A 26,419-nucleotide genomic window follows, 5' to 3' on the forward strand; every position below is an offset into this window, starting at 1 on the left:
CAATTTCGAGCGGTCTTCGAAGGCCGGCCATGTCGGTCGTCGTCCGCGCGCTAGGGTTTCCGGCTTCGACACGAAGAATTCCTTCATGGACTTCTTGACTTGTGAAGATTCCTGTCACATCCTGAATGCGGCCTCCTTCCTACCCCCTTCCGCAAGGAGCAGTCATGAGTTGGATCAGATCGAAGCGGCACACCCTGCTCGCGGTCTTCGCGGCGGCGCTCATGGGCGTCGCCGCGGCCCTCGCCGGGATCGCGCCCGCGCAGGCCGCGACGGCGCGCAACGGCGTGTGCGAGTCCGGAGAGTTCTGCCTCTACTACAACAGCGACACGTCCGGCTCGGTGAGCGACTTCGCCGGGTCGATCAGCGACTACGGCACCGGCTCGGGCTGCTACGTGTACATCGGCGCGGGCGCCGGCCAGGGCCAGTGCGTCAAGAACAACGCCGCCTCCGCCTGGAACCGCACCGGCCGGTACGTCACCGTCTTCTACAACAGCGGCTACAGCGGCCCGATCGACAACTTCAGCCCGGGAGCCGAGGCGAACCTCCGCGCCTACCTGAAGAACGAGAACGCCGGGCACCTCGTCGGCGTCAGCGGCGACGCCACCGACAACCTCGAATACGCCGTCTACCACTCGTCCTCGGCGAGCATCACCGCGTACTTCGACGGCTACACCACCACCTCGGGACGCCATGAGGGCGTGGACATCGCGCACGCCGTCGGCGCCTCGGTGTACGCGCCGGTCTCCGGCACGGTGGTCCGCATGACCGAGGGCTCCCGCGGCTCCGGCGGCCTGTCGACCCTCGCCGTCTACAACTCCAGCCTGGACAAGACCGTCGTCTACCTGCACCTGGACCCGACGGTCGGCGTCGGCGCGACCATCTCTGTAGGACAGAAGATCGGCGTCGAGGACTGGCGCGGCATCAGCTCCTCCGGCGGCGCGCACACGCACGTCGAGATGCGCAACGGCCGCCAGACCGCGGCGGCCCCGAGCGTCGGCGACCCCACGCTCACCAACCCCAACCCGACAAGCTTCTGGACCGCCAGGGGCTACAACACCTGCTGCCAGTTCGGCTGACCCCGCACGACACGCGCGATGAGCCGCGGAGGGCCCCGGCCCTCCGCGGCTCGACGCGTCAGGTCGCCAGGTGCCGCTTCGTCCAGGTCGCGAAATCGGTGAGCGGCAGGCCGAGCGCCCTCGCGAACTCCGGCCGCGCGGGCTGGCTGACGTCGTTCATCCACTGGTGCGACGCGCCCATCGGCGGCATCCCTGCGGCCAGCGCCTCCGCCTCGTCCATGTCGGGCGCCGCGAACCGCCGACCCAGCGCGGCGGACAGCGTCTCGGCGATCTCGTCCATCGACAGGAAGTCGCCCGCGAGTTCCAGTTCGACGCCGTCGAGGCGCCCGGGCTCGGCGAGGGCCGCCGCCGCGGCCGCGCCGACGTCGTCCGCCGCGATGAGCGACAGGCGGGTGTGCGGGTGGAGGACGCTCACCAGGCCGCCGTCGAGGCCGCGGGGGAACAGGAACGCCATGGACGGCAGGAAGTTCTCCATGAAGAACGCGGGCTTGAGCAGCGTCCAGTGCGCGAACCCGGCCTCGCGGAGCCGGTCCTGGACAGCGGCCTTGGCGCCGAGCGTCGGCGCCATGTAGTCCCAGCGCCCCTCGTCCCAGCCGGGGACCTCGGTGTGCTGCCCGGCCCCGCTGACGGAGGTGTGCACGAACTGGGGCACCCCGGCGGCGAGCGCGCCCTCGATGAGGTTGACGCCCTGGACGACCTCGCCCGCGAAGTCGAATCCGTCGGACCCCGCGGCGGGCATCTGCACGGAGAACACGGCGCGGGCGCCCGTCGCGGCGCGGACGATCGAGTCGCGGTCGCGCAGGTCGCCCGCGACGAGTTCGACGCCGCGGGCCTGGAGCTCCCGGGCGCGGTCGGCGTCCGGGTCGCGCACGAGGGCGCGGACGGGGACGCCGGCGGCGAGCAGGGACCGGGCGGTCGCGCCGCCCTGCCTGCCGGTCGCGCCGGTGACGAGGACGGGTGCGGTGGGAGTGGTCATGGGTCTCCTCGGATCAGAAACGGCGGGGTCCGCCGTTTTTCTCCGGCTATGATATGGCGGACCCCGCCGTTTAGCAAACCTGGAGGTGGAGCGATGTCCGACGGGCAGCGCGCCGACGCGCGGCGCAACTACCGGCGCATCCTCGCCGTGGCCGTCGACGAGGTCGCCGAGCACGGCGCGAACGCGTCCCTGGAGCAGATCGCGCGCGTCGCGGGCGTGGGGTCGGCGACGGTCCGGCGGCACTTCCCGACCCGCCGGGCGCTCCTGGAAGCCGTGTCCCACCAGCGCATCGAGGACCTGAGCGAGCGGGCGCGGGCGCTGTCCGGCACCGGCGAGAGCCGGTCGGCGCTGCTGGAATGGCTCAACGAGGTGGTCGACTACTCGGCGACCGCCCGGGGCCTGGCGGCCGTCCTGGTCCCCGGCGGCGTCGAAGTCGAGCCCGCGCACGTCAACGGGTGCGCGGCGACGCTGGAGGACGCGGCCGCGCCGCTGCTGCGGGACGCCGTGCGGGACGGCGCGGTGTCGCCCGAGGTCACCCTGGCCGATCTGCTCGCGCTCATCGCGGGCATCGCGATGGCCACCGAGCACTACCCGGACCCCGCCGCGCAGGCGCGGCGGCTGTTCCAGCTCGCCTTCACGGGCATGGGCCCGCAGCACTGAGCCCCGGGCCGGACCGCCGGAGGACCTCAGCCCCCGAGGAGCCTCCGCAGCTCGTCCGCCTCGACGTTCGCGCCGAACACCGGACTGCCCGGCTCCATGCGGGCGCCCTCTGCCAGGGGCCCCGCGACGACCGGGTCGAAGCCCAGCGCGTCCACGAAGGACGCGGCGGCCGCGGTGTCGGCGTCGTCGTCGCCCGCGACGGCGATCGCCTTGCGGCCCGGCGCCCCCGCGGGGCGGGCCTCGGCCTGGAGGTCGTGGTACCCCATGTGGTTGAACGCCTTGACGTACCGGTCCGCGCCGAGGTGCTTGCGCACGGCCTCGCTGGAGGTGACGCCCGGGTCGAGGACGCGCTCGCGCGGGCCGTCGACCTCCCACCAGTGGTTCATGGCGTCCACGACCAGCGCGCCGCCCGGGTCCGGGATCGCGCGGAACTTGCCCAACGGCAGCGCGAGGACCACGATGTCGGCCCCGCGCACGGCCTCGTCGGGGGCAACCGCCTCCGCGCCGGGCACGAGGACCTCGACGGTGAGCGCGATCTTCGCGGGGTCGCCCGAGCCGGCGATGCGGACCCGGTACCCGGCGGCGACCGCGAGGCGGGCGAGGACGGTGCCCACTTTGCCCGCGCCGAGGACGCCCACGGTCTGCGGGCCGCTCATCGCGAACCGTCCGCCAGGAGGTCCTTCACCATCGGGACCACCTTGTCGCCGTACAGCTCCACGGCGCGCAGGCGCGCGCTCGCGGACATCGCGCCGCCCGCGGAGTAGATGAGGTCGAAGCGGCCGACGTCGAGCGCCTGGACGGCCCCGGCGATCTTGCGGGCCACCGTCTCGGGCGAGCCGATGTAGAGCGACCCGCGGGCGACCTCGCTGTCGAACTCCTCGCGGCGCAGCGGCTGCCAGCCGCGGAGCGCCCCGATGCGGTCGCGCACGACCTTGTAGCCGGGGTAGAACAGCTCCTTGGCCTCCTCGTCGGTGTCGGCGATGAAGCCGGGGGAGTGGAGGCCGACCGGGTAGGCGGTGGTCCCGAGCTGGTCGGCGGCGCGGCGGTACAGGTCGACGTAGGGCGCGAAGCGGTCGGCGGGGCCGCCGATGACGGCGAGCATGAGCCGGAAGCCGTACTTCGCGGTGCGCACGACCGACTGCGGGCTGCCGCCGACGCCGACCCAGGTGGGCAGGCGGCCCGATTCGGTCTTGGGGAACACGTCCTGGTCGACCAGGGTCGCGCGCTGCGTGCCCTTCCACGTCACGGGCCGCTCGTCGAGCAGCTTGTGGAACAGGTCGATCTTCTCCTCGAACAGCACGTCGTAGTCGGCCATGTCGTACCCGAACAGCGGGAACGACTCGGTGAAGGAGCCGCGGCCGAGGATGATCTCCGCGCGCCCGTTCGAGAGCGCGTCGACGGTGGCGAACCGCTGGAAGACCCGCACGGGGTCGTCGGAGCTGAGGACGGTCACGCCCGAGGAGAGGCGGATGCGCTCGGTCTTGGCGGCGATCCCGGCGAGGACGGTCTCGGGGGAGGAGATCGCGAACTCGGGCCGGTGGTGCTCGCCGAGGGCCACGACGTCGACGCCGGCCTGGTCGGCGACCACGGCCTCCTCGACGGTGGCGCGGATGGCCTCCGCGTAGGACACGACCTCGCCCTGCTCGTCGCGGGGCAGGTCCCCGAAGCTGTCGATGCCGAACTCGATGGCGTTCACGGTGCGCTCCTTCGCCCGGCCCGGGGCCGGAAACTGGTTGACGTGTCAATCATAGAAGCCTGTCCATGACGCGTCAACTATTCGGGCCCGAGTGCGGCGCGCGACACCCCCGGCCGCTCCAGCGCGGCGAGGTGGTCCCGGAGCGTCTCGGCCACGTCCCGGGCCGCGGCGAGCTGCGCCGGGGTGAGCGCGTCGAGGAACAGCTCCCGGATGGCGTGGAAGTGCGGCACGCTGGAGCGGCGCAGCGCGTCGCGCCCCTCGTTGGTGAGCACGGCCTCGGCCCCGCGGTTGTCGCCCGCGGCGGCCTCGCGCCGGATCAGGCCCCGCTTCTCCATCCGCCCCAGGTGGTGCGAGAGGCGGCTGCGCTCCCAGCCGATCGCGTCGGCCAGGTGCGAGGACCGCAGGCGCCGCCCGGGGGCCTCGCTCAGCTCCAGCAGCACCCGGTAGTCCCCGGCCGAGATCCCGCTCTCGGACTGGAGCCGCCCGGCCAGCGTCGCGCGCAGGTCCTCGGTGGTCTCGACGAACACGCGCCAGCTGTCGAGCTCGGTGCGGGTGAGCGCGGTGCGGCCTCTGCGCTGCGACATGGGCGACCTCCGGTTCCGGGTAACTGATACGTCAATTATGCACCCGCGCGGCGAGGACGCGAGAACGCGGCCGGGGGGACGGAACGCACTTTACGACGGCAATTGGTCACCGAGAGTGATATCGTCCCGTGAGTCGTGCCCTGTGCACAGTGGCCGGTCGTCGATAGCGGAGGTGTCCATGCGGTCGTTCGGACGGAAGACGGCGGCCGCGGTCCTCGCGTTGTCGGTGGGCCTGGTCATGCTGCTCGTCCCGGCCACCTCGGCCTCGGCCCAGCAGGACGGGACGCTCACGCTCACCAAGACCGCCTCGGTCGAGACCGTCCAGCCCGGAGAGACCTTCACGTACACCGTCGTCATCGGCTGCACCTCCTTCACGCCGAGCTGCGCCGACGCGACGCTCACCGACGTCATCCCCTCCGAGTTCCTCGTCCAGGGCTCCCCGCAGGTCACCGGCGGCACCGGCACCTCCACCGTGGACGGCCAGACCGTCACCATCGTGTTCGACCAGACCTTCAGCGACGGCACCAAGGGCCTCGCCGCGGGTGCGACCGCGACCGTGCAGATCCAGGTCCAGGTCGACCCCGACCTGCCGCACTCCGCCGACGGCGTCCCGGTCACCAACAACGCCGCCGTCGCCGCCTCCAACGCCCCCTCGGCCAGTGACAGCGCCACCGTCACGCCCTCGGTGCCCCTCGAACTCGCCGTCGAGGCGACCAAGTCCTTCGACCCCGACCAGGCCGTCGCCCGGCCCGGCACCCCCACCACCCTCACCCTCGGCGCCACCGACAAGTCCAACGGCGACATCGAGTCCCTCACGATCACCGACCCGACCGACCCCGCCGCCGACCCCAACCCCTTCGACTACCTCGCCTTCACCGGCTTCGGCGACACCACCCTCCCCGACGGCGCGGACCAGGTCCTCGTCGAGGTCTGGGTGGACGGCGCCTGGGTCGCGGGCACCCCCGGACCCGAAGCGGTCCTGCCGGACGGCGTGGACGCGGCCGACGTGCGCGGCGTGCGCCTCACGTACACCAACTCCAGCGGCGACCCGTTCCCCGCGGGTGGGACCGCGGGCGTCCAGATCGACCTCGTCCAGCGCGACAACGTCACCGACATCGACGCCCAGACCGCCGTGAACAACACCGTCACCGCCGAGACCGCCGCCGAAGGCCAGACCGCCACCGGCGACGCCGACGCCGACTACACGATCGTCCCCCTCGACATCGCCGCCGCCGCGACCAAGACCTTCGACCCCGACCCCGTCGCCGCCGGAGACCCCTCCACCGTCACCCTCACCGGCACGAACACCGGGACCGCGGCCGACACCATGACCGTCACCGAACCCGACCCGTCCACCCCCAACCCGTTCGAGAACGGCCTCACCTTCACCGGCTTCACCGACGGCGTCGCCTGGCCCAGCGGCGCCACCGCCGCCACCGTCACCTACACCTACGACGACGGCACCACCGAGACCCTCACCGCCGCCGACCCCGACACGCTCCCCGCGCCGAACGGCACGGTCACCGGCTTCACCGTCGTCTTCACCGGCGACATCATCACCGGGGCCCAGGCCACCATCCCCTTCACCGTCGACACCGACCCCGACCAGACCGCCGACGAGGTCGCCCACGCCAACCAGGTCCTCGTCGAGGTCGCCGAAGGCGACGACACCGGCTCCGCGACCGCCTCCGACACGCTCACCACCCTCGCCGAGCGCCTCGCCGTCGAGGTCGGCAAGCGCATCACCCCCACCGAGATCAACTCCGTCACGGGAGAGAAGGTCGTCGTCCAGCTCCCGTCCCGCGTCTCCCCGTTCCCGACCTCCACCGCCGACGCCACCCACATCGTCGTCCAGGACCCCGCCACCGTCCCGCCGAACCCCGACCCGGACCCGTTCTGGAACAGCTTCAACGCCACCGCGATCACCCAGACCGCGATCCCCTCGGGCGCGACCCTCACCGTCTCCTACTGGGACGGCGCCCAATGGATCGTCCTGCCCGGCGCCGAAGACCTCCAAGGCGCGGCCGTCGTCAACATCCCGATCCCCGCCGACCTCCAGGACTCCATCCAGGGCCTGAAATTCGACTACGCCGACCCCGACGGCTTCGAGCCCGGCACCTCCGTGTCCCCGAACTTCCAAGCGGCCCTGCGCGACCAGAAGCGCGACGGCTCCGGCGACGTCGCCGGGACCGACGAGACCGTCACCGACTGCGCCTCCGCCGGCGCCTCGAACGACGACGTCACCGCGCCCCGCCCCGACGACGCCTGCGCCACCGTCGGCCTGAACCCGGTCACCCCCGGCGAAGGCTCCCTCATCGACAAGACCTTCCTCGAACCCCAGCCCGGCGCGGGCAAGACCATCACCGCCCGCTCCGGCGACCGGATCGACGCGCAGATCAACTGGTCCACCGGCGGCTACTCCGGCCTCGACCAGGTCGTGGTCTCCGACGTCGCCGACCCCGAGACCACCGCCGTCGGCGACTCCTTCTTCAACGCCTTCGACCTCGTCGCGATCGACGCCATCAGCGCCGCCGACGATCCCTGGCTCACCTACGACGCCGTCGACCGCGTCGAACTGTGGAACGGCACCGCCTGGGTCCGCGCCGCCGGCGACCCCTGCCCCGACGCGTGCGACGGGACCTTCCCCGGCTACACGCTCACCGCCGACGAGCAGGCCACGACCACCAGCGTCCGCCTTGTCTTCACCGAGAGCCCCACCCGCGCCGACCGCATCGGCACCGACCCAACCCTCCCGCAGGTCGGCGACGGCGTCTCGCGCTCCAGCGGCAACGACCGCGCCCTGCGCCTCACCTTCCAGATCCGCGACGAGGTCCGCGACCCGCAGGCCGACCCCGACCCGGTCCTGGGCTCCCGCGAGTACAACGTGGCCGGATCGCCCGGCGAGGTCCACGACACCGCCCGCGCCACCGGCTCCACCGGCGGCGACCAGGTCGTCACCGACACCGGCGCCGACGACGTGCTCATCATCGACGTGCCCCTGAACGTCGACGTCGCCAAGAGCTGGACCGGCGGGCCCCTCGGCATCCCGCCCACGGGCACCGACCCCGCGAGCTACCCGTCCGGGCGCGTCTCCATCACCGCGCACAACCGCACCGCCGCGAAGGTCGACAACCTCACCATCGCCGAACCGACCACCGACGACCCGTTCGACGTCTTCGACCTCAAGCAGATCGTGTCGATCACCGTCCCCGAAGGAACCACCGCCACCACCGTCACGCTCACGTTCGCCGACGGGACGACCGGCGCGTACACCGTGGACGAGGCCCTGGCGCTCACCGAGGCCGAGCTGGCCGACGCCGTGGGGATCACCGTCTCGCACGACGGCCGCATAGACGCGGGCGCCACCGCGGACCTCGTCCTCGACCTGCGCCTGCGCGCCGCGCACCGGTCCTCCGGGGACGCGGTCACCACCGCCGACTCGCCCGTCGCGAACGACGTGCAGGCCAAGGTCGCCGACCTCGGCGGCACCGACGAGGACAAGCCGACCGCCACCGACGACGCCACGATCGTCCTCACCGGCATCGACATCACCGTCACCGCCGGGAAGTCCTTCAGCCCCAGCCAGATCGTGGAGCCCTCCAACGGCCCGGTCACGATGACCGTCACCGGCAGGCCCGGCGGCACCACCCGCACGAACCTCATGACGCTCACCGACGACGAGCCGCTGCTGTGGAACCAGTACGACTTCTCCGGCTTCGGCACGTTCCGGTTCACGGCCCCGATCGACCGCGTCCAAGTGGACGCCTTCACCGGCGGCACGTTCACCGACACCGGCTCCGGCGTCGCCGTCACCGGCGGCGCCTGGACGAACGGCGCCCCCGCGACCTCGCTCGCGCTGCCCGCCGGCGTCGCCGCCGCCGACGTGCAGGGCCTGCGGTTCACCTTCACCCGCGCCGACGGGAAGATCTGGGAGAACCCGGCGAACCCGCTCCAGGCCGTCAACGTCTCGCTCGTCCGCCGCGACGACCTGCGCACCGGCGGCCCGGTCCAGTCCGACCTCACCGGCAACGACCCGGCCCCCGGCGAGACCGCCGCGGGCATCGCCACCAACACCGTGGACGTCGTCGCCAAGGGCGCGGTCATCGTGGACGGCCAACCGGTGAGCGCCGAGGACTCCGCGACCGCCACGGTCCTGTACCGGCACGTCGACAACTCCGTCAAGGTCGTCAAGCTCGCCGACGGCGCAGTGGACGGCGGCGTCAAGGCCCCCTCCGCGACCGTCCCGTACACGCTCCAGGTCACCAACACCGGCAGCCGCGCGATCGTGGACCCCGTGATCACCGACGTGCTCCCCACCGACGCCACCGGGGCCCAGCTCAGGTGGGACGAGGACGCCCATCCGGGCGGCGAGGGCGCGTTCGCTTACGCGCTCGCGGGCGACGCGCCCGAGCCGCCGAGCGGCCCGGCCCTGCCGACCGACGCCGCCGACGTCGCGCCCGACGTCACCGGGAACGTCGAGCAGATCCGGTTCACGTTCCCGCCGGGCTCGGTCCTCGAAGTGGGCCAGACCTACACGATCACGATCCAGTTGACGGTGCGGCCCGGCGTCGCCGCGGGCACCGTCGTCGCCAACACCGTCGGCGTCAGCGGCGACCGGCCCTGGGACGAGTGCGACGGCACCCTGGACCCGGCCACCGGCGAGTGCAAGGCCACCGCCTCGGTCACCGTCACCTCCGCGGCCTCCATGCGCTCGGTCAAGACCGTCATGGCCGAGGACGACGAGCTGGGGAACCTCTCCACGGACCCGAACACCGACGCCGCCGACTGCACGCCGGACGCGGCCGGGTTCTACAAGTCGCCGTGCGTCCCGATCCTCAAGCCCGGCGGCGACCACTGGTGGCGCTTCGAGGCCACCAACTCCGGCAACCTCGGCCTGCGCCAGGTCACCGGCTTCGACCAGCTCCCCACGCCCGGCGACACCGGGGCGATCAACCCGAACCAGCGCGGCTCGCAGTGGCGCCCGCTGTTCGAGGGCACCGCGCGCATGACCACGCCCGTCCCGCCGGGCACCGTGCTGCGCCTGTACTGGGCCGACAGCACCGACCCGTGCACCCGCACCCGCGTGGTCGCCTGCCCGGACGGGGACTGGACGCTGTTTCCGCAGTTCGGCGGCCCCGCGTTCACCGATGCGGTGCTCGACCGCATCACGGCGCTGCGGTACGAGGCGGTCTTCCCCGCGGGCCACGAGTTCATGCCGCTCGACAAGATCGGGTTCGAGTTCCGCATGACCGCGCCGCCGTTCTCGGCCACGGCCGGTCCCGACACCCTCGCGTGGAACTCCGCGTCCGTCGGCGGCACGACCGACCGGGGCACCGTCCTGCCGCTCACCGAAGGCGAGCGCGTCGGCGTCGCCCTCGCCACCGGGCACCTCGCGATCCGCAAGGAGGTCACCGGCGACGGCGCGGCGTTCGCGCCGGACGAGTTCGTGCTCAACCTGACGTGCCGATCGGCGGTCGGCACCCGCGTCGAGGGGGAGGTGCCCCTCGGCGACGACGCCGTGCAGACCGTGAGGGCCGGTGAGACGGTCACCGTCACCGACCTCCCGTACGGCGCCGAATGCACCGTCACCGAGGACGACGCGAACGGCGCCACCTCCTTCGAGGCCACCACCGTCACCGTCACCCGCGAGACCGACGACCCGCTCACCATCGTCGCCGTGAACACCTACGACTTCGCCGGACTTGTCGTCCGCAAGCAGGTGAACTCCACCGCCGTCGACCAGAACGGCGACCCGATCACCTACGGGCCCTTCACCATCCGCGTCGACTGCACGTTCCTCGGCGAGCCGGTCTACGCGACCGGGCACAGCGCCGACGACCCGATGACCGCCGAGCTGACCGGCGGCGGCAGCGCCGAGTTCACGGGCCTGCCCGCGGGCGCGGAATGCACCGTCGCCGAGACCGACGGCAAGGGCGCCGACGTCTCCATCACCGTGGACGACGGCGGCAACACCGTCACCACCGACGGCCCCAGCGCCGACCTCACGCTCTCGCCGGACGCGGACGGCACCGTCAACATCGCGACCATGTTGAACACCTTCGGCACCGGCTCGCTGAGCCTCCTCAAGAAGGTCTTCGGCTCCGGCACCGGCCCGGTCACGCCCGGCCCCTTCACGATCGAGGTCACCTGCACGCTCGACGACGCCACCGGCGACCGCACCGTCTACGAGGGCGCGGTCGTCCTCGGCGGCACCCGGCCGCTCGACGCGACGATCACCGACCTCCCCGAGGGCGCGGTGTGCACCGCGGTCGAGACCGGCAAGGGCGGCGCGACGTTCTCGGCGATCATGCCGGACACCGTCACGATCGGCTCCGGCACGACCGCGGAGATGCACGCGGTCAACGTGCTCTCCTCCGGCTCGCTGCGGGTCGTCAAGGAGGTCACCGGCGAAGGCGCCGACCTGTACGGCGCCGGGCCCTTCACCGTCTCGCTGGACTGCGACTTCGACACCGGCGAAGGCGTCCTCGACGTGACGATCCCCGGCGGCCCGACCCGCGAGTTCACCGCCGACGAGCCCGCGCTCTACGAGGGCCTGCCGACCGGCGCGGTCTGCACCGCGACCGAGACGCAGACCGGAGGCGCCGCCGAGGTCACCGTCTCCGGCGGCCCGGCGACGATCCCGCGCCGCGACACCGCCGAGATCACCGTGACCAACCGGTTCGACCTCGGCGGCCTCGCGGTCGCCAAGCGCCTCGCCGGCGCGGGCGCCACCGACCACGACGGCGACGACTTCACCATCGACCTCGACTGCACCCTGGGCGGCGCTGCGGTGAACGTCCCCGGCGGCTCTGAGCGCACGATCACCGGCGGCGGCACCGCCGTCTACACCGACCTCCCGGTCGGCGCGGACTGCACGCTCACCGAGCCCGGCGACGGCGGCGCCGACCGCACGGCGCTCACCGTGAACGGCGCCGACGGCGGCACGTTCACCGTCGCCGCCTGCGACGCCGCGACCTGCGACGACGCCGTCGTCGTCAACGCCTGGGACGGCCCGGTCCTCACCGTGACCGGCACCGACCTCCGCTACGCCGCGACCGCGGCCCTGGTGTTCCTCGTCGTCGGCGCGGGCCTGCTCCTCGCCGCGAGGCGCAGGGCGTGAGACCGGCGCGGGTGTGAAATCCGCGCGGCGGGGGAACAGAGGAGAGACCACGATCCACAGACCACGGGAGGTCGCCATGATCGGATTCATCGTCGCCGGACTCGTCATCGGTGCGCTCGCGCGCCTCATCAAACCCGGCAAGCAGTCGCTCGGCATCATCGCCACACTCGTGCTCGGCCTCGTCGGATCGGTCATCGGCGGCACCATCGCCAACCTGCTCGGCACCGGGGACATCTGGGAGCTGAACATCCTGGGCTTCATCGTCGCGGTCATCGCGTCCGTGCTGCTCATCGGCGTCGCCGAGGCGATCACCTCGGGCCGCGGCAAGACCGCCCACTGAGGCCCGCCGGTCCGCGGCCGGGTGGGCGCCATGGGGCACAATGCCCCGTGTGCTGCATGTCCGAGTCATCACCCCGGCCGCGCTGACCGGCGAGGTCCTCACCACCGCCGTCGACTGCCCCGCCGTCGCCAACGTGATCCGCCTGCCCGGCGCGGCGGTCGACCCGCCCGGGGACTGCGTCGAGTTCGACGTGGCCCGCGAGGGCGCCAACGAGATCCTCGCCGACCTGCGGGCCCTGGGCCTCAAGGAGACCGGCGCGATCACCGTCGAGGAGATCGACCTGTCGATCTCCGACGCCGCCGACAAGGCCGAAGCGGACGCCCCGGGCCACTCCGAGGACGCCGTCATCTGGGAGGAACTCGCCGCGCGCACCGCCGCCGAGACCCGCCTGACCTGGTCCTACCTGGTGTTCCTGGCGCTCGCCGTGCAGATCGCGGCCATCGGGGCCCTCCTCGACCAGCCGATCCTCATCGTCGGCGCGATGGTCCTGGGTCCCGACTTCGGGCCCGTCGCCGCGTTCTGCTTCGGTGCGCTGCAACGGGACCTGCCGCTCATCGGCCGAGCCGCCCGCACCCTCCTCGTCGGGTTCGCGGTCGCCGTCGCCGTGACCCTCGCGTGCGCCGCCCTCAGCCGCGTCTTCGGCTGGATCGAGCCGACCATGCTCGACGACCGGCCCCTGACCAGCTTCATCATCCACCCCGACCGGTGGTCCTTCATCGTCGCCGTCCTCGCCGGGGTCGCCGGCATCCTCTCGATGACCGCCCGCAAGTCCCAGGCCCTCGTCGGCGTCTTCATCTCCGTCACCACCGTCCCCGCGGCCGGGAACATCGCCGTCGCCATCGCCCTCGCGCACTGGGACGAGGTCGGCGCGTCCCTGATCCAGCTCGGCGTCAACCTCGCCGGGCTCGTCGTCGCCGGGATCGGCACCCTCCTCGTCCAGCGGTTCCTCTGGAGCCGCTTCGAACTCGGCCTCAACACCTCCGGTGCCCCGCGGGTGCGCTGACAGTTCGGCGGTGTCCTCCTCGCGGACTTCCTCCTGCGGGTTACTGCGCCTGGGCGCAGTCCGCCAGGAGCTGGAGTGAGACGGCCTCGCCGGGGCCGTGCCCGGTCTCGCGGTGGATGACCAGGGCCTCGCGGGCCCGCTCGGCGGCGGCGTCGGTGCGGCCCGCGTCCAGGTCGACCGCGGCGAGGACGTTGAGCGCGCGCCCTTCGAGGAACCGGTAGCCCGCGTCCCGCGCGGTCCGGTGCGCCAGCTCGGCGGCCGCCCCGGCCTCGGGGTCCCCGTTGTGGAGCAGCGCGGACGCCCGGCCCGCCAGCGCCTCCACGCGGTGGAACACGGTGGCGTCGTGCTCGGTCATGGCGAGCACGCGGTCGTACAGCTCCACCGCCTCGGCCGCGTCCCCTTCGGCGTCGCAGGCCGCCGCGAGCGTGACCATGCCCGCGGCCCTGATGCGGTGGTCGGCCGCCTCGGTCCGCTCGCCCACGACCTGCGCCGCCAGCTCGCGGGCCTCACCGGTCCGCCCGGCGGTGAGGAGGAGCCGGGCGCGCACACCGGGCAGGTCGCCGGTCTTGTCGATGCGGGCGGTGCCGCCGAGGAGCGCGGCGGCCTCCTCCAGGTGGGCGTTCGCGATGTCGAGGCGTCCGCGGAAGCCCTCGATCTCGGCGAGGTGGGTGAGCACGATGGCGCTCATCGCGTCGTTGCCCGCGCCCTTGGTGAGCTTGACGGCCTGTTCGAGGTACCCGATGCCGGTGTCGAGTTCGCCGAGGAGGGAGTGGAAGAGGCCGAGCCAGTGCAGGTTGGTGGTCTCGGCGCGCTGCTCGCCGATCTCGCGGTAGGCGTGGAGGGCGTTCTGCGCGTGGGCGAGACCTTCGGGCATCCGGCCGCGGTGGTAGCAGGCGACGGCGAGGTTGCCTTCGGCCGAGGCCGCGCCCGCGGGCCAGTCCGCCCGGCGCGCATAGGCTGCGGCTTCGCGCAGGTGGGCGATGGCCTCGTCGTACTCGGTGAGGCGCAGCAGGGAGCAGCCGAGCGCCATCGCGGCGGCGGCGTGCCCGAGCGGGTCGTCGGCGGCGGTGGCCGCTTCGAGGGCCCTGCGGCTGAGGCGGGCGCCGTCGGCGCCGAGCATGTTGAGCCAGGCGTATCCGCGGACCACGTCGGCCATGAGCCACGTGAACGGCGCCCGTCCCTGCTCGGCGGCGTATTCGACTGCGGCGCAGAGGTTCTCCCACTCCGCGGCGAGCCACTGCGCGGGGTCCGCGGGCGCGGCGTACGGGTGGAGCGGCTCGGGCAGCGGGAGGCCGACCATGGCCCCGTAGAGCGCGGAGCGGCACGCGCCCGCGCTCTGGAGGTACCAGTCGAGCAGGCGGTCCAGGGCCGCGTCGCGGTCCTGCCGCGGCGATTCGGCGTCGAGGAGTTCGGCGGCGTAGAGGCGGATGAGGTCGTGGAGGCGGTACCGGCCGCCGCCATCCGGTTCCACGAGGTGGCCTTCGATGAGCGCGCGGAACGCGCGGGCGGCCTCGGGGCCGCCGTGGAGCGCGGCGGCGGCGTCGGGCCCGAAGTCGGGCCCGGGGACGAGGCTGAGCAGCCGGAACAGGCGGGCCGCGTCGGGTTCGAGCGCACGGTAGGACCAGGAGAACACGGCCCGCAGGTCCACCGAGTCCTCGTCCACCGCGAGCGCGTCGAGCCGCGAGCGCTCCAGTTCCTCGGCGACGGCCCCCAGCGGCAGGAACGGCTGCGCCGCGGCCCTGGCGGCGGCGATGGCGAGCGCCAGCGGGAGTCCGGCGCACAGGTCGGTGATCCGCTGCGCCGATTCGGGTTCGGCTGCGATCCGGGCGGCCCCGAGCCGCCGCTCCAGCAGTTCGCCCGCCTCGCCGGTGCCGAACGCCTCGACCTCGACCACCGCGGCCCCGTGCGAGACGGCGAGCCCGACGAGCCTGCGGCGGCTGATGACGACGGTGTGGACCTGCGCGGCGTCGGGCAGGAGCGGGCGCACCTGGGCGGCGTCCCGCGCGTTGTCGAGGACGAGGAGGCGGCGCGAGGCGCCCATGACGCTGCGGTACATCGCGATCTGCGCCTCGGGGGCGGCCGGGAGGCGCCCGGCCTCGACGCCGAGCGAGGCGAGCAGGTGGCGGACGGCCTCGGCGGGGTCCATGACGGTCCCCTCGGGTCCGAAGCCGCGCAGGTCGATGTAGATGCGCCCGCCGGGGAACCGCGCCGCCGACCGGTGTCCCCAGTGGAGCGCGAGCATGGTCTTGCCGACGCCGCCGACCCCGGTCAGGACCACGAGCGGCGGGGCCGCGTCGAGGGCCGCGAGGGCCGCGGTGCGCCCGGTGAACTGGGCCGTGCCGGAGGGGAGCGTCACCGGCGCCGTCGCCTGCGGGGCCGCGGGCTCCCCGTTCAGCTCCGCGAGGCCGTCCTCGTCCAGGTCCAGGGCGTCCACGATGAGGCGCAGCGTCTTCGGCTGCGGCCGCACGCGCCCCGACTCGATGTCCCGGATCGTGCGCGTGCCGACGCCCGCCTTCAGGGCCAGCTCCTCCTGCGACATCATCGCCCGCAGGCGCAGCGGCCGGAGATTGACATGGGCTTCGGGCATGCGGCAATGATAGGCCGCCCCGTCGGCGGGCCCTCGCGTTCCCACGGCCCGGGCCGCCGGTTTCCCGCCGTCGTTCCGCCTGGCCGCCGCGCGCCCCGCCGCGAAGGATGAGGGGGACCGGCCGGGCGATCCCGTACCGGCCAACCCCCCTCAGAGGAGCACGTCATGACCGAACGACCGAACCTCTCCCGGCGCCGCCTGCTCCAGGCCGCCGCCCTCGTCCCCGCGGCGGCCGTCCCGGCGATCGCCGTCGGGAGTCCCGCGAACGCCGCGTACCTCGGCAACATCGTCCGCGCCGACGTCATCGAGCGCGCGCAGAACTGGTACAACCGCAACATCCAGTACAACGGCGCCAGCCGCGCCTCCGACATCGAAGGCGGCCACACGTACCGGCAGGACTGCTCGGGCTTCGTCTCCATGGCCTGGCACAGCGCCACCCCCGGCCACAGCACCCGCACCCTCCCGGACCTGTGCACCCGCATCAACTGGGGCCAGCTCAAGCCCGGCGACATCGTCAACTCCTACGACAACCACTGCATGCTGTTCCACAAGTGGAGCACCACCAGCGGCAAGATCTGGATCTACGACCTGGCGACCCCCGAGCTCGACATGCGGCACGTCCAGGTGACCACCGCGAACCTGCGCGCCCAGAACTACATCCCCTGGCGCTACGACCGCATCCGCGACAACTGACGCCCCGCGCCCCGGGTCCGCCGCCGCTCGGCGGCCCGGGGTGGCCCGCGCGCCATACAATCCTTCGCATTCTGTTGGCCGCCGCTTCACCCCGCGCTCGACGCGGCGGCAGAGCATCGGTGACGGAGGTGGTGGAATTGCTGCTCGTGATCGCCGACGACGAGGACGCCGTGTGCGACTCGCTGTCGCGGACCTTCCGCTTCGAGGGGTACGCGGTCCGCACCGCGAAGAACGGGCGCGAGGCCCTCGATGCCATCCGGGAGCACCGCCCCGACGGCGTCGTCCTCGACGTGACCATGCCCGTGCTCGACGGCCTGGAGGCGTGCCGCCTGCTCCGCGCCGAAGGCAACCTCGTGCCGGTCCTCATGCTCACCGCGCGCGACGACGTCAACGCCCGCGTCGCCGGGCTCGACTCCGGCGCCGACGACTACCTCGCCAAGCCCTTCGCCCTCCAAGAGCTCCTCGCCCGCGTGCGGGCCCTGGTGCGCCGCACCAGGTCCGAGGCCCTCGCCGAGGAGACCGCGGAGCACCGCTTCGACGACCTCACCCTCAACCCCGTCACCCGCGAGGTCGAGCGCGCGGGCCGCCAGGTGCGCCTCACTCGCACCGAGTTCGCGATCCTCGAACTGTTCATGCGCCACCCGCGCCAGGTCCTCACCCGGTCCGTCCTGTTCGAGCAGGTCTGGGGCTTCGACTACGGCGGCGGCTCCAACAGCCTCGACGTCTACCTGGGGTACCTCCGCAAGAAGCTGGAGGCCGACGGCGGGCGGCGGCTCCTGCACACCGTCCGCGGCGTCGGCTACGTGCTGCGCGAAGCGGCCCTGTGAGGCTGCGGCGGCGGCCCCGCCCGGGGCGGCTGAGCATGCACGCCCGGGTCGCGCTGCTCACCGCGATCGGCGTCATGTTCGCCGTCGCCGTCGTGTCGCTCTCGGCCTGGTACATGATGCGCAAGCGCATGTACGAGAACCTCGACATGCAGCTCCAGAACGACGCCGAGACCGCCGCGCAGGCCGAGACCCCCGACGACGCGCTTCAGGACATGTACGCCGTCGACCTGCCCGCCAGCGACTGGCGCGAGATGGACGAGCTGCCCGCCGAGGCGCAGCGGCTCCTCACCGTCGACGGCCCGCCCCCGCCGATCATCGTCCGCTTCCTCGACGAGGACGGCTTCGCCGTCGCCAGCACCGAGGGCTCCCAGTGGCTCGGCGGCGTCTACCCGCCCCCGCCCCTGCTCGCCGACGACGGCGTCGGCCTGGAGATCGCCGACGCCGGGCCGGGGGACATGACCGTCTACCGCGTCGCGACCATCCGCACCGACGACGGCGCCGTCCAGGTCGCCCGCCTGGTCACCGGCATCGAAGAGGTCCTTGAGGACCTGCTGTTCCTCGTCGCCTACGTCGGGTTCCTCGGCGCGCTCCTGGCCGGCGTCGTCGGCTGGGGCGTCGCCCGCACCGGCCTGCGCCCCCTCCACCGCCTCACCGGCGCCGTCGAGGACGTCGCCCGCACCCAGGACCTCCACTCCGTCATCACCGTGGACGGCCAGGACGAGATCGCCAGGCTCGCAACGGCGTTCAACCGCATGATGACCGCGCTGAACACCGCGAAGGCCGCCCAGCAGCAGCTCGTGCAGGACGCCGGGCACGAACTGCGCACCCCCCTCACCAGCCTCCGCAACAACGTCGAACTCCTCACCTACGCCGAGACGCAGGCCGTCTCCGGCCGCACCATCGCCGCCGAGGACCGCGCCCGCCTGCTCCGCGACCTCGGCACGCAGGCCGAGGAGCTGACCGCGCTCACCGCCGAACTCGTCGAACTCGCCATGGAGAACACCGACCCCGAGCCGCTCGTGCCCCTCGACCTCGCCGAGGTCGTCCACGGCGCGGTCACCCGCGCCCGCGCCCGCTGGCCCGGCATCGTCTTCGCCGTCTCCACCGCCACCGCCGTCATGGACGGCCAGCCCGGCGGCCTCGCCCGCATGGTCCTCAACCTCCTCGACAACGCCGCGAAATGGAGCCCCGCGGGCGCGATAGTCGAAGTGCGCCTTCGCATCTCCGCGAGCGGAAGCCGCGCCGTGCTCCTCGTCGCCGACGAAGGCCCCGGCATCGGCGAATCCGACCGGCCCAAGGTCTTCGAGCGGTTCTACCGCGCCGCCGAGGCCCGCTCCATGCCCGGCTCCGGCCTCGGCCTCGCGATCGTCGCCCAGGTCGTCGCCACCCACGGCGGCGACGCCGAAGCGGGCGCCTCCCCCTCGGGCGGCGCGGAACTGCGTGTGAGCCTGCCGGTCAGCGGGCGGCTGCGCCAGTTCTTAGGGAAACCGCCGACCGCCTCTTAGGAAGTTTTCATCCGCGGCCGCGAGAGTCGGATCACGGGTCCCGGACCCGTGCGCACCCCCGGCCCGCAAGTGCCGCGATCTGAGAGGACCTCATGCTGATCCTGGCCATCGTTCTCGCCGCCGCCGGAGCCAGCTGCATGGCCGGCGCCGCCCACCTCCAGCACGGGGCCGTCCACCGGTCGACCACCGGCCCGGTCCTGCGCCTGTCCGCGCTCCGCACCATCCTGCGCACCCCCGAGTGGTACCTCGGCAACGGCCTCGTCGTCCTCGGCGCCGGACTCCACATCATCGCCCTGACGCTCGCCCCGATCACCGTCGTGCAGCCGATCGGCATGCTCGCCCTGGTGCTCACCGTCGTCCTCACCGGCGTCGCCCTCACCCGCACCGTCGCCATCGCCCTCGCGATGAGCGTCCTCGGCGTCGTCGGCCTGACCGTCCTGTCCGCCTCGGGCACCGGCGCCGTCGTCCCCGCCCCCGACATCGGCGCCGCCCAGTGGACCCTGCTCGCCGCGGCCGCCGCCGCCCTCGCCGCCCGCTTCGCGACCGGCACGAGCCGCGCCCTCCTCTTCGCCGTCGCCGCGGCCGTCCTCTTCGGATTCACCTCCGCCCTCGTCCGCGCGGCCGCCGTCGCCCCCATCGCCTCCGAGATGCTCGCCGCCGTCCTCGCCGAAGCCGCCGCCGCGGCGCTGGCCGGGGCCTGGCTCCTCCACAAGGCGTACGCGGCCGGACCCGCCGCGACCGCCGTGGGCGCCACCACGATCGTCGACCCGCTCGTCGCGGTCCTCATCGGCGGCCTCGCGTTCGCCGAGACCTCCGGGACGACGCTCGCCGCGATGGCCGCGCCCGCCGCCCTCGCCGTCGCCGGGCTCGTGGTCCTCGCCCGCGCCCTCCCCGCCCGCACCGCCGCCTCCGCGGCCGCGCGCCGCGAAGGCCCGCTGCGCATCGCGATCACCGCCGACACGTACTGGCCCGACGTCAACGGCGCCGCCAACTTCGCGCACCGCCTCGCCGTCGGCCTGGTCTCGCGCGGCCACGAGGTCCACGTCGTGTGCCCCGGCCCCGCGTCGCTCACCGAGACCGTCGCCGGGGTGACGATCCACCGGATCGCCGCCCTCCGCACCCCGTTCCACCCCGACTTCCGGTTCTGCCCGCCCTGGCGCGCCGCGAAGGCCGTCCCGGCCCTGCTCGCCGAGATCGAACCCGACGTGGTCCACACCCAGGCGCACTTCCTCGTCGGCCGCGCCGCTGTGCGCGCGGCGACCGCCGCGGGCACGCCCCTGGTCGCCACCAACCACTTCATGCCCGAGAACCTCATGGACTTCGCCGCCCCGCGCTGGGCCCACCGCCTCATCGCGGCCGCCGCCTGGCGCGACCTCGCCCGGGTCTACGACCGGGCCACGGTGTGCACCACGCCGACGCCGCGCGCCGCGGAGCTGCTGGAGCGCAACGGGCTCGACCGTCCCGTCATGGCGATCTCCTGCGGCATCGACCGCGAGCGGTACGCCGGGTCCGCCGGGCCAGCCCCCGTCCCGACCGTGCTGTTCGTGGGCCGCCTCGAATCCGAGAAGAACGTCCACGAGCTGCTCACGGCCGCCGCGTCCCTCCCGCGGGACGTGCGTGTCGAGATCGTCGGCGACGGCAGCGCCCGCCCGCGCCTGGAGCGCCAGGCCGCCGACCTCGGCATCGCCGACCGGGTCGTGTTCCACGGGTTCGTCACCGACGACGAGGTGGTGCGGGCGAACCAGCGCGCGCACGTGTTCTGCATGCCCGGGACCGCCGAGCTCCAGTCGATCGCGACCATGGAGGCCATGGCCGCGGGCAAGCCGGTCGTCGCCGCCGACGCGATGGCCCTCCCGCACCTGGTGCGCCCCGGGCGCAACGGCTGGCTCTACCCGCCCGGCGACACCGCCGAGCTGGCGCTGCGCCTCGGCGCGATCCTCGCCGACGAGCCGACCCGCACCGCCATGGGCAAGGCGAGCCTCGACCTCATCGCCTCCCACGACCTCGACGCCACCTTGGACGAGTACGAGCGCGTGTACCTCGACATCGCCAACGTCCCCGCGACCGTCCCGGCCCCCGAGCCCGTCGCGGTCGCATAGCGGCGCAACGCCGAAGGGCTCCGCGGTCGTCCGCGGAGCCCTCAGTGCCCTGATGGGCGGAGGCGGGGGAGCGGGGCGCTCACCGGCCCCGTCGCTCACCGCGCGGGGAGCGGTCGCGGTCGCGGCGTTCGCCGCGTTCACGGTCGCCCCGCTCGCCGCGGTCACGGCCGCGCTCGCCGCGGTGCCCGCGGTGGCCGCGTCGGCCCCGTTCGCCGAAGTCGGGACCGAAACCGGGACCGAAACCGGGACCGAAACCGGGACCGAAACCAGGGCCGAAGCCGGGTCCGAAGCCGTGGTCGCCGCGGCCCTCGAAGCCGAACGCCATCTGCTTGAACTTGCGCATGTGCGCGTCGGCGCCGCCCGGCAGCCGCTCCTCCATGGCCCCGATGACGCGGTCGAGGAGCCCGGCCAACTGGTCCTGCTCCTCGTCGCTCAGGACGGTGAACGGGTCGGCGCTGGGCGTCTCCTCGCGCTGCTCGGCGGCCGTGCGCCCCGCCTCGGTCAGGTCGACCATGCTGGTGCGGCGGTCCTCCGGGCTCGGCTCGCGCCGGACGAGCCCGGCCTCTTCGAGCTTGCCCAGCAGCTCGCCCAGCGACTGCGAGCGGATGCCCAGCAGGTAGGCGAGTTCCTTCTGCGCGATCGGCGACTGGAGCGAGAGCAGGTGGAGCACCCGTCCCTGGCCCTGGAACGCGCCCGCCCGCGGGTGGTCCCCGCGTCGCAGGTGCGCGTCGCCGCGCCGCAGCAGGAGGAAGAGGTACGCGAGGCGACCGCCGAGGTTGCGGCCGGTCTCCTCGTCGTCCCATGCGGGAGCGGCCCCGTCAGTGCTTCTGTCGGTGCGCTCCGTGTCGTTCTCATCATGTTCGTCGTACATGACTGTTTCCCTTCGGTACGGACCTCCGGGATCTCCGAAGGCTCCTTCGTACATCATAAACGAAGGTACCTGCAAAAGACAACAGGTACCTTCGATTATTTGCAGGACCCTTCGTTTCCTGTGTCACGTGCCTCCGGCCCTTGATTTAGACGAAGTCCAAGCTAAGATCGAATCCAGCAAGGAACGCCCGCCGCCGGAGCCGGGGACCAGCCGCACGCAGAGGAGGCTCGCACGTGAGCACCGAGAACCACACCGCCGCAGGACCGCTGACCACCGAGACCGGCGCGCCCGTCAGCAGCAACAACCAGAGCGAGGCCGCCGGACCCGGCGGTCCCCTCCTCGTCCAGGACCAGGTCCTCCTCGCCAAGCTCGCCCACTTCAACCGCGAGCGCATCCCCGAGCGCGTCGTCCACGCCCGCGGGGCCGGCGCCTACGGCACCTTCACCGCGACCGCCGACGTCACCGCGTACACCCGCGCCGCGTTCCTCTCCGCGCCCGGCAAGCAGACCGAGACGTTCCTCCGCTTCTCCACGGTCGCAGGCAACCTCGGCTCCGCCGACGCCGTCCGCGACCCCCGCGGCTTCGCGCTGAAGTTCTACACCGAGGAGGGCAACTACGACCTCGTCGGCAACAACACCCCCGTCTTCTTCATCCGCGACGCGATCAAGTTCCCCGACTTCATCCACACCCAGAAGCGCGACCCCTACACCGGCTCCCAGGAGGCCGACAACGTGTGGGACTTCTGGGGCCTCTCGCCCGAGTCCACGCACCAGGTGACCTGGCTCTTCGGCGACCGCGGCATCCCCGCCTCCTACCGGCACATGGACGGCTTCGGGTCCCACACCTACCAGTGGGTCAACGCCGCGGGGGAGCAGTTCTGGGTGAAGTACCACTTCAAGACCGACCAGGGCATCGAGAACCTCACCGCCGAGGACGCCGCCGTCCTCGCCGGGCAGGACCCCGACTCCCACCAGCGCGACCTCCGCGAGGCCATCGAGCGCGGCGAGTACCCGTCGTGGACCGTGCAGGTCCAGATCATGCCCGCCGCCGAGGCCGCGACCTACCGCTTCAACCCGTTCGACCTCACCAAGGTCTGGCCGAACGCCGACTACCCGCGGATCACCATCGGCAAGCTGGAGCTGAACCGCAACCCCGACAACGTGTTCGCCGAGGTCGAGCAGTCCGCGTTCAGCCCCGCGAACTTCGTCCCCGGCATCGGGCCCAGCCCCGACAAGATGCTCCAGGGCCGCCTCTTCGCCTACGGCGACGCGCACCGCTACCGCGTCGGCATCAACGCCGACCAGCTCCCGGTCAACCGCCCGCACGCGACCACCGCGCGCAACGGCAACCGCGACGGCCTCGGCTACGACGGCCGCCACGCGGGCGCGAAGAACTACGAGCCGAACTCCTTCGGCGGCCCCGCCGAGACCGGTCGGCCCCTCTGGGCCCCGGTCCACGTCTCCGGCCCCACCGGCGAGTGGGAGACCCCGCACCACGCCGAGGACGACGACTTCGTCCAGGCCGGGGACCTCTATCGCCTCATGACCGCCGACGAGCGGGACCGCCTCATCGCCAACCTCGCCGGGTTCATCGCCAAGGTCACCCGCGACGACATCGCCGACCGCGCCATCGCCAACTTCGCCAAGGCCGACGCCGACTTCGGCGCCCGCCTCACCGAGGCGGTCGCGAAACTCCGCTGAGACGCCGGGCGCACCGCTGTCCCCAAGAAGAAGCCGCCGGGGACCGCGGACCGCGCCCGACCCCGGCTCTGCCGCGTCGGCGCCCCCTGTCACAGGAACCGCCGACGAGAGCCGCAGCCGCCCCGGGTTCAAAGGGCTTTACCCGGAACGGCGACCGAGGGCCCCGCGCCACCAGGCACGGGGCCCTCGGCCTTTCGCTCTCACAAGGGGCTCAGTCGATGTCGAGGTACCCGGCGGTGGGGATCACGCCGTCGTCGTACCAGCCGCGCTGCCAGGGCGCCGGTTCCCGCACGGGGATCTCGGGCGCGCACGGCACTGGTTGGAGCGCATAGTCGATGATCATCTCGTCGTCCTCCATGTCGTCGCGGAGGACGACCCGGCCGTGCCACCCGTCCTCGGTCACCAGCATCCACGTCAGGTCCGAACGCCCGCCGTCGGTGATGAGCGCCCGTGTGCCGATCGCCTTGCACAGCAACGTGGTCACGTGCAGTTCGCTCAACCCGCCGAGGAGATCGGCGAGGACCTGGCCGGCGTCCAACTCCGTGTCGAAATCCGACCCCGGGCGCAGACCCGACTGGATCAGCACGATAAGCTTCGGTCCTTCATATTCGTCGAACTCGCTGATGGTTCCGGCGAACACGGCGGCAGGAGCGAGCGGCCACTGGGCGAGGACCGCCTCTTTCACCCGCGCGGGGGACGCGGATGAGGCGAAGTTGATCAGGTAGTCCATGGGCTCACGGCGCTCCTCGGTTGTGGCGTGGATGGTACTGGTAGACCTCGGCGGCGCGGTCCCAATCGGACTTGGAGATATGCGGGTTCTTCAGATGGCTCCTCGGCCACACCCCGACCGGGCGGTCAGCGGAGATGAGTTCCGTGAGTGCCTTGAACTGTTCCCGGGTGAGCTGCTCGAATCCGGTGCCGGACACGGGGAACACAGTTCCATTGCCGTGTACGCCCCAGATGCGGCCGTTGAGTTCGTACCGCCCCGTCTTGTCATTCCAAGACGCCTTGCCCGTGCGGATCGCGTCGAGGTCGCCTTCGACGTCGACGCCAGGCAGGATAACCGTGTTATCGGGTCTGATCCGGGACTTGCGATCGATCCGGGCGAGTCGGTGCCGCCGCGGTAAGGGCGGCCGGATCTCGTCATGGGTCGGCTTGCGAATCGGCACCCCGTTCCCGGAGCCCGATAACGGCGGTCGCGCCCGGGGGCTCGGAACCGTGCCGCCGCCCGAGGCGCTGGTGAGGACTGCCAGGTAGGACTGCCACTTGCCGTCTCCGGCACTGAGGAGGCGCTGCGCCTCCTCGATCTTCCCGATGCCGCCGTGAAGCTGCCCGAGCCCTTCGGTGACCTGCTCGCTGGCAGATCCGACGGTGGTGGCCCGGGTCTTCTCGTAGACGCGTCCGAGCTGGTCGGCGGCGCCTTTCAAGTTCGCGCGGGACTCGCGGCTGCGTTCGACGAGCGCGGAGAGTTCGGCGATGAGGTTGCTCAGCAGCGACACGGGCGGCTCCAACGAGCTGAGGGGGACGGCTGCCTGCCAATCGTACCGAAATGACCCGAGTCGCGCAGTCCCTCAACGTGTCGACAAATCGACAAACCGCGGCCGGAAGCACAGGGCTTCCGGCCGCGGCGCGGTCGTGCGTCAGATGGTGTTGGCGTACTGCTCGAAGGACTGGTTGGCGGCGAGGACGAGGGTGACGGCCTCTTCGAGCTGCTCCTTGGCCTGCTGCCACTGGCCGAGGGCCTCGCCGGGGAGGGCGCTGGAGGTGTCCTGGGTGGCGGCGCTGCCGGTGCCGATCGAGGTCTCGATCTGCGTCTGGGCCGCGCCGATCTGGCCGATCGCCTCGTTCGCCTGCTCGATCGCGGACTGGATCTGAGCCTTGATCTCTGCGGTACTCGCCACGGGGCAGTCCTCTTTCACGGGTCGAGGGCCGACACGGCCCAGGTCGGTGCCTACAACGGTAGCCGCGATGCGCGGCCCGCGTGAACCGCCGCGGAGGGACGCTCGTTTCGTTCAAGACCGGCGCGGCCCTGATCGGTAGTTTCGGAACCGGCCGCTCCTCAAGGGAGGCGCGGCGGATCGATTCGGAGGATGCCGATCATGAAGGAAGTCACGACGTTCCTGTGGTTCGACGGCCAGGCGATGGACGCGGCCGAGCACTACACCTCGATCTTCGAGGACGGGAAGATCCTGGAGGTCACCGAGAACGGCACGGGCGGGCCCGGCGAGCCCGGGACCGTGCTCACCGTCGACTTCGAACTGGCCGGGCGGCGGTACATCGCGCTGAACGGCGGCGCGTCGGAGGGGTTCAACACCTCGGTCTCGCTCATGGTCCACTGCGAGACCGCCGAGGAGGTCGACTACTTCTGGGCCCGGCTCGCCGAAGGCGGCGAGGAGGGGCCGTGCGGGTGGCTCAAGGACAAGTTCGGGCTGTCGTGGCAGGTCACGCCCACGCTGATGTTCGAGCTCCAGAAGGACCCGAACCAGGTCAAGGCCCAGGCCGTGGTCGCGGCGATGCTGCGCATGGGGAAGCTCGACCCCGTTGCGCTGCAAGCCGCGTTCGACGCCGCCTGAACCGGGGCGTCGGCCGCGGTCCGGTGTCCCCTCCGCGAAACGGGCTTTCGGCACAGCATGGATGTTGAGTACGCTCCGTGTCGGAGGGCATACTCGACTCCTGGACTTC

The 26,419-nt window shown here is 72.5% G+C and carries 20 protein-coding genes; 11 read left to right on the forward strand and 9 right to left on the reverse strand.

Annotated elements, in window-relative coordinates:
- The first annotated feature begins 164 nt into the window (after positions 1 to 164).
- Positions 165 to 1,076 carry a peptidase inhibitor family I36 protein gene (locus ACFFXY_RS11560; protein ID WP_382350002.1) on the forward strand — a complete coding sequence of 304 codons (912 nt, stop codon included), beginning with the start codon at positions 165 to 167 and terminating at the stop codon, positions 1,074 to 1,076.
- A gap of 58 nt (positions 1,077 to 1,134) precedes the next feature.
- Here ACFFXY_RS11560 and ACFFXY_RS11565 read toward each other — a convergent pair whose 3' ends face one another.
- On the reverse strand, positions 1,135 to 2,052 hold the full coding sequence (locus ACFFXY_RS11565) for an NmrA/HSCARG family protein (RefSeq protein ID WP_382350005.1): 918 nt from the start codon (positions 2,050 to 2,052) through the stop codon (positions 1,135 to 1,137).
- A gap of 93 nt (positions 2,053 to 2,145) precedes the next feature.
- Here ACFFXY_RS11565 and ACFFXY_RS11570 point away from each other — a divergent pair, with 93 nt between their 5' ends.
- A complete protein-coding gene (locus ACFFXY_RS11570; RefSeq protein ID WP_382350008.1) occupies positions 2,146 to 2,712 on the forward strand; it encodes a TetR/AcrR family transcriptional regulator in 567 nt (188 codons plus the stop codon).
- Between the two features lie 26 nt (positions 2,713 to 2,738).
- Here the strand turns inward: ACFFXY_RS11570 and ACFFXY_RS11575 are convergent, their stop codons facing one another.
- The 3 genes from ACFFXY_RS11575 to ACFFXY_RS11585 form a co-directional block, all read right to left on the reverse strand.
- The gene (locus ACFFXY_RS11575; RefSeq protein WP_382350011.1) at positions 2,739 to 3,368 is read right to left on the reverse strand and encodes an NADPH-dependent F420 reductase; all 630 of its coding nucleotides are present in this window, start codon (positions 3,366 to 3,368) and stop codon (positions 2,739 to 2,741) included.
- Positions 3,365 to 4,408: an LLM class flavin-dependent oxidoreductase gene (locus tag ACFFXY_RS11580; protein ID WP_382350014.1), complete on the reverse strand. Its 1,044-nt coding sequence runs from the start codon at positions 4,406 to 4,408 to the stop codon at positions 3,365 to 3,367. The genes ACFFXY_RS11575 and ACFFXY_RS11580 overlap by 4 nt, the downstream gene beginning before the upstream one ends.
- A gap of 77 nt (positions 4,409 to 4,485) precedes the next feature.
- Entirely contained in the window at positions 4,486 to 4,992 is a 507-nt protein-coding gene (locus tag ACFFXY_RS11585; protein ID WP_382350017.1) for a MarR family winged helix-turn-helix transcriptional regulator, read from the reverse strand.
- A 178-nt stretch (positions 4,993 to 5,170) separates the two neighbouring features.
- Here ACFFXY_RS11585 and ACFFXY_RS11590 point away from each other — a divergent pair, with 178 nt between their 5' ends.
- From ACFFXY_RS11590 to ACFFXY_RS11600, 3 genes are all read left to right on the forward strand, one after another.
- On the forward strand, positions 5,171 to 12,112 hold the full coding sequence (locus tag ACFFXY_RS11590; protein WP_382350019.1) for a DUF5979 domain-containing protein: 6,942 nt from the start codon (positions 5,171 to 5,173) through the stop codon (positions 12,110 to 12,112).
- Between the two features lie 76 nt (positions 12,113 to 12,188).
- Positions 12,189 to 12,452 (forward strand): GlsB/YeaQ/YmgE family stress response membrane protein, encoded by a 264-nt coding sequence (locus ACFFXY_RS11595; RefSeq protein WP_382350022.1) that lies wholly within the window; start codon positions 12,189 to 12,191, stop codon positions 12,450 to 12,452.
- A 49-nt stretch (positions 12,453 to 12,501) separates the two neighbouring features.
- Positions 12,502 to 13,455 (forward strand): DUF389 domain-containing protein, encoded by a 954-nt coding sequence (locus tag ACFFXY_RS11600; protein ID WP_382350025.1) that lies wholly within the window; start codon positions 12,502 to 12,504, stop codon positions 13,453 to 13,455.
- Positions 13,456 to 13,495: 40 nt separating this feature from the next.
- Here the strand turns inward: ACFFXY_RS11600 and ACFFXY_RS11605 are convergent, their stop codons facing one another.
- Positions 13,496 to 16,042, reverse strand: a complete 2,547-nt coding sequence (locus tag ACFFXY_RS11605) for a helix-turn-helix domain-containing protein (RefSeq protein ID WP_382350028.1) — start codon at positions 16,040 to 16,042, stop codon at positions 13,496 to 13,498.
- A 165-nt stretch (positions 16,043 to 16,207) separates the two neighbouring features.
- On the opposite strand from ACFFXY_RS11605, the gene ACFFXY_RS11610 reads away from it, so the two are divergent.
- The 4 genes from ACFFXY_RS11610 (at position 16,208) to ACFFXY_RS11625 (ending at position 21,166) form a co-directional block, all read left to right on the forward strand.
- On the forward strand, positions 16,208 to 16,735 hold the full coding sequence (locus ACFFXY_RS11610) for a twin-arginine translocation signal domain-containing protein (protein ID WP_382350031.1): 528 nt from the start codon (positions 16,208 to 16,210) through the stop codon (positions 16,733 to 16,735).
- Between the two features lie 137 nt (positions 16,736 to 16,872).
- Positions 16,873 to 17,562, forward strand: coding sequence for a response regulator transcription factor (locus ACFFXY_RS11615; protein ID WP_382350629.1), 690 nt, complete (start codon positions 16,873 to 16,875; stop codon positions 17,560 to 17,562).
- Positions 17,563 to 17,597: 35 nt separating this feature from the next.
- Positions 17,598 to 19,067, forward strand: coding sequence for a sensor histidine kinase (locus ACFFXY_RS11620; protein WP_382350034.1), 1,470 nt, complete (start codon positions 17,598 to 17,600; stop codon positions 19,065 to 19,067).
- Between the two features lie 92 nt (positions 19,068 to 19,159).
- Positions 19,160 to 21,166, forward strand: a complete 2,007-nt coding sequence (locus ACFFXY_RS11625) for a glycosyltransferase (RefSeq protein ID WP_382350036.1) — start codon at positions 19,160 to 19,162, stop codon at positions 21,164 to 21,166.
- Positions 21,167 to 21,245: 79 nt separating this feature from the next.
- Here the strand turns inward: ACFFXY_RS11625 and ACFFXY_RS11630 are convergent, their stop codons facing one another.
- Positions 21,246 to 22,037, reverse strand: a complete 792-nt coding sequence (locus ACFFXY_RS11630) for a MarR family winged helix-turn-helix transcriptional regulator (protein ID WP_382350039.1) — start codon at positions 22,035 to 22,037, stop codon at positions 21,246 to 21,248.
- Positions 22,038 to 22,270: 233 nt separating this feature from the next.
- Here ACFFXY_RS11630 and ACFFXY_RS11635 point away from each other — a divergent pair, with 233 nt between their 5' ends.
- Positions 22,271 to 23,737 carry a catalase gene (locus ACFFXY_RS11635; protein WP_382350042.1) on the forward strand — a complete coding sequence of 489 codons (1,467 nt, stop codon included), beginning with the start codon at positions 22,271 to 22,273 and terminating at the stop codon, positions 23,735 to 23,737.
- Between the two features lie 211 nt (positions 23,738 to 23,948).
- Here ACFFXY_RS11635 and ACFFXY_RS11640 read toward each other — a convergent pair whose 3' ends face one another.
- The 3 genes from ACFFXY_RS11640 to ACFFXY_RS11650 form a co-directional block, all read right to left on the reverse strand.
- Entirely contained in the window at positions 23,949 to 24,467 is a 519-nt protein-coding gene (locus ACFFXY_RS11640) for a hypothetical protein (protein WP_382350045.1), read from the reverse strand.
- Between the two features lie 4 nt (positions 24,468 to 24,471).
- On the reverse strand, positions 24,472 to 25,236 hold the full coding sequence (locus ACFFXY_RS11645) for a hypothetical protein (RefSeq protein WP_382350048.1): 765 nt from the start codon (positions 25,234 to 25,236) through the stop codon (positions 24,472 to 24,474).
- 141 nt (positions 25,237 to 25,377) lie between these two features.
- Positions 25,378 to 25,638 carry a hypothetical protein gene (locus tag ACFFXY_RS11650; protein WP_359952693.1) on the reverse strand — a complete coding sequence of 87 codons (261 nt, stop codon included), beginning with the start codon at positions 25,636 to 25,638 and terminating at the stop codon, positions 25,378 to 25,380.
- A 198-nt stretch (positions 25,639 to 25,836) separates the two neighbouring features.
- Here ACFFXY_RS11650 and ACFFXY_RS11655 point away from each other — a divergent pair, with 198 nt between their 5' ends.
- The gene (locus tag ACFFXY_RS11655) at positions 25,837 to 26,310 is read left to right on the forward strand and encodes a VOC family protein (protein WP_382350051.1); all 474 of its coding nucleotides are present in this window, start codon (positions 25,837 to 25,839) and stop codon (positions 26,308 to 26,310) included.
- Positions 26,311 to 26,419: the final 109 nt, after the last annotated feature.

This window comes from Glycomyces mayteni (genome assembly GCF_042428885.1).
GTDB lineage: Bacteria > Actinomycetota > Actinomycetes > Mycobacteriales > Micromonosporaceae > Glycomyces > Glycomyces mayteni.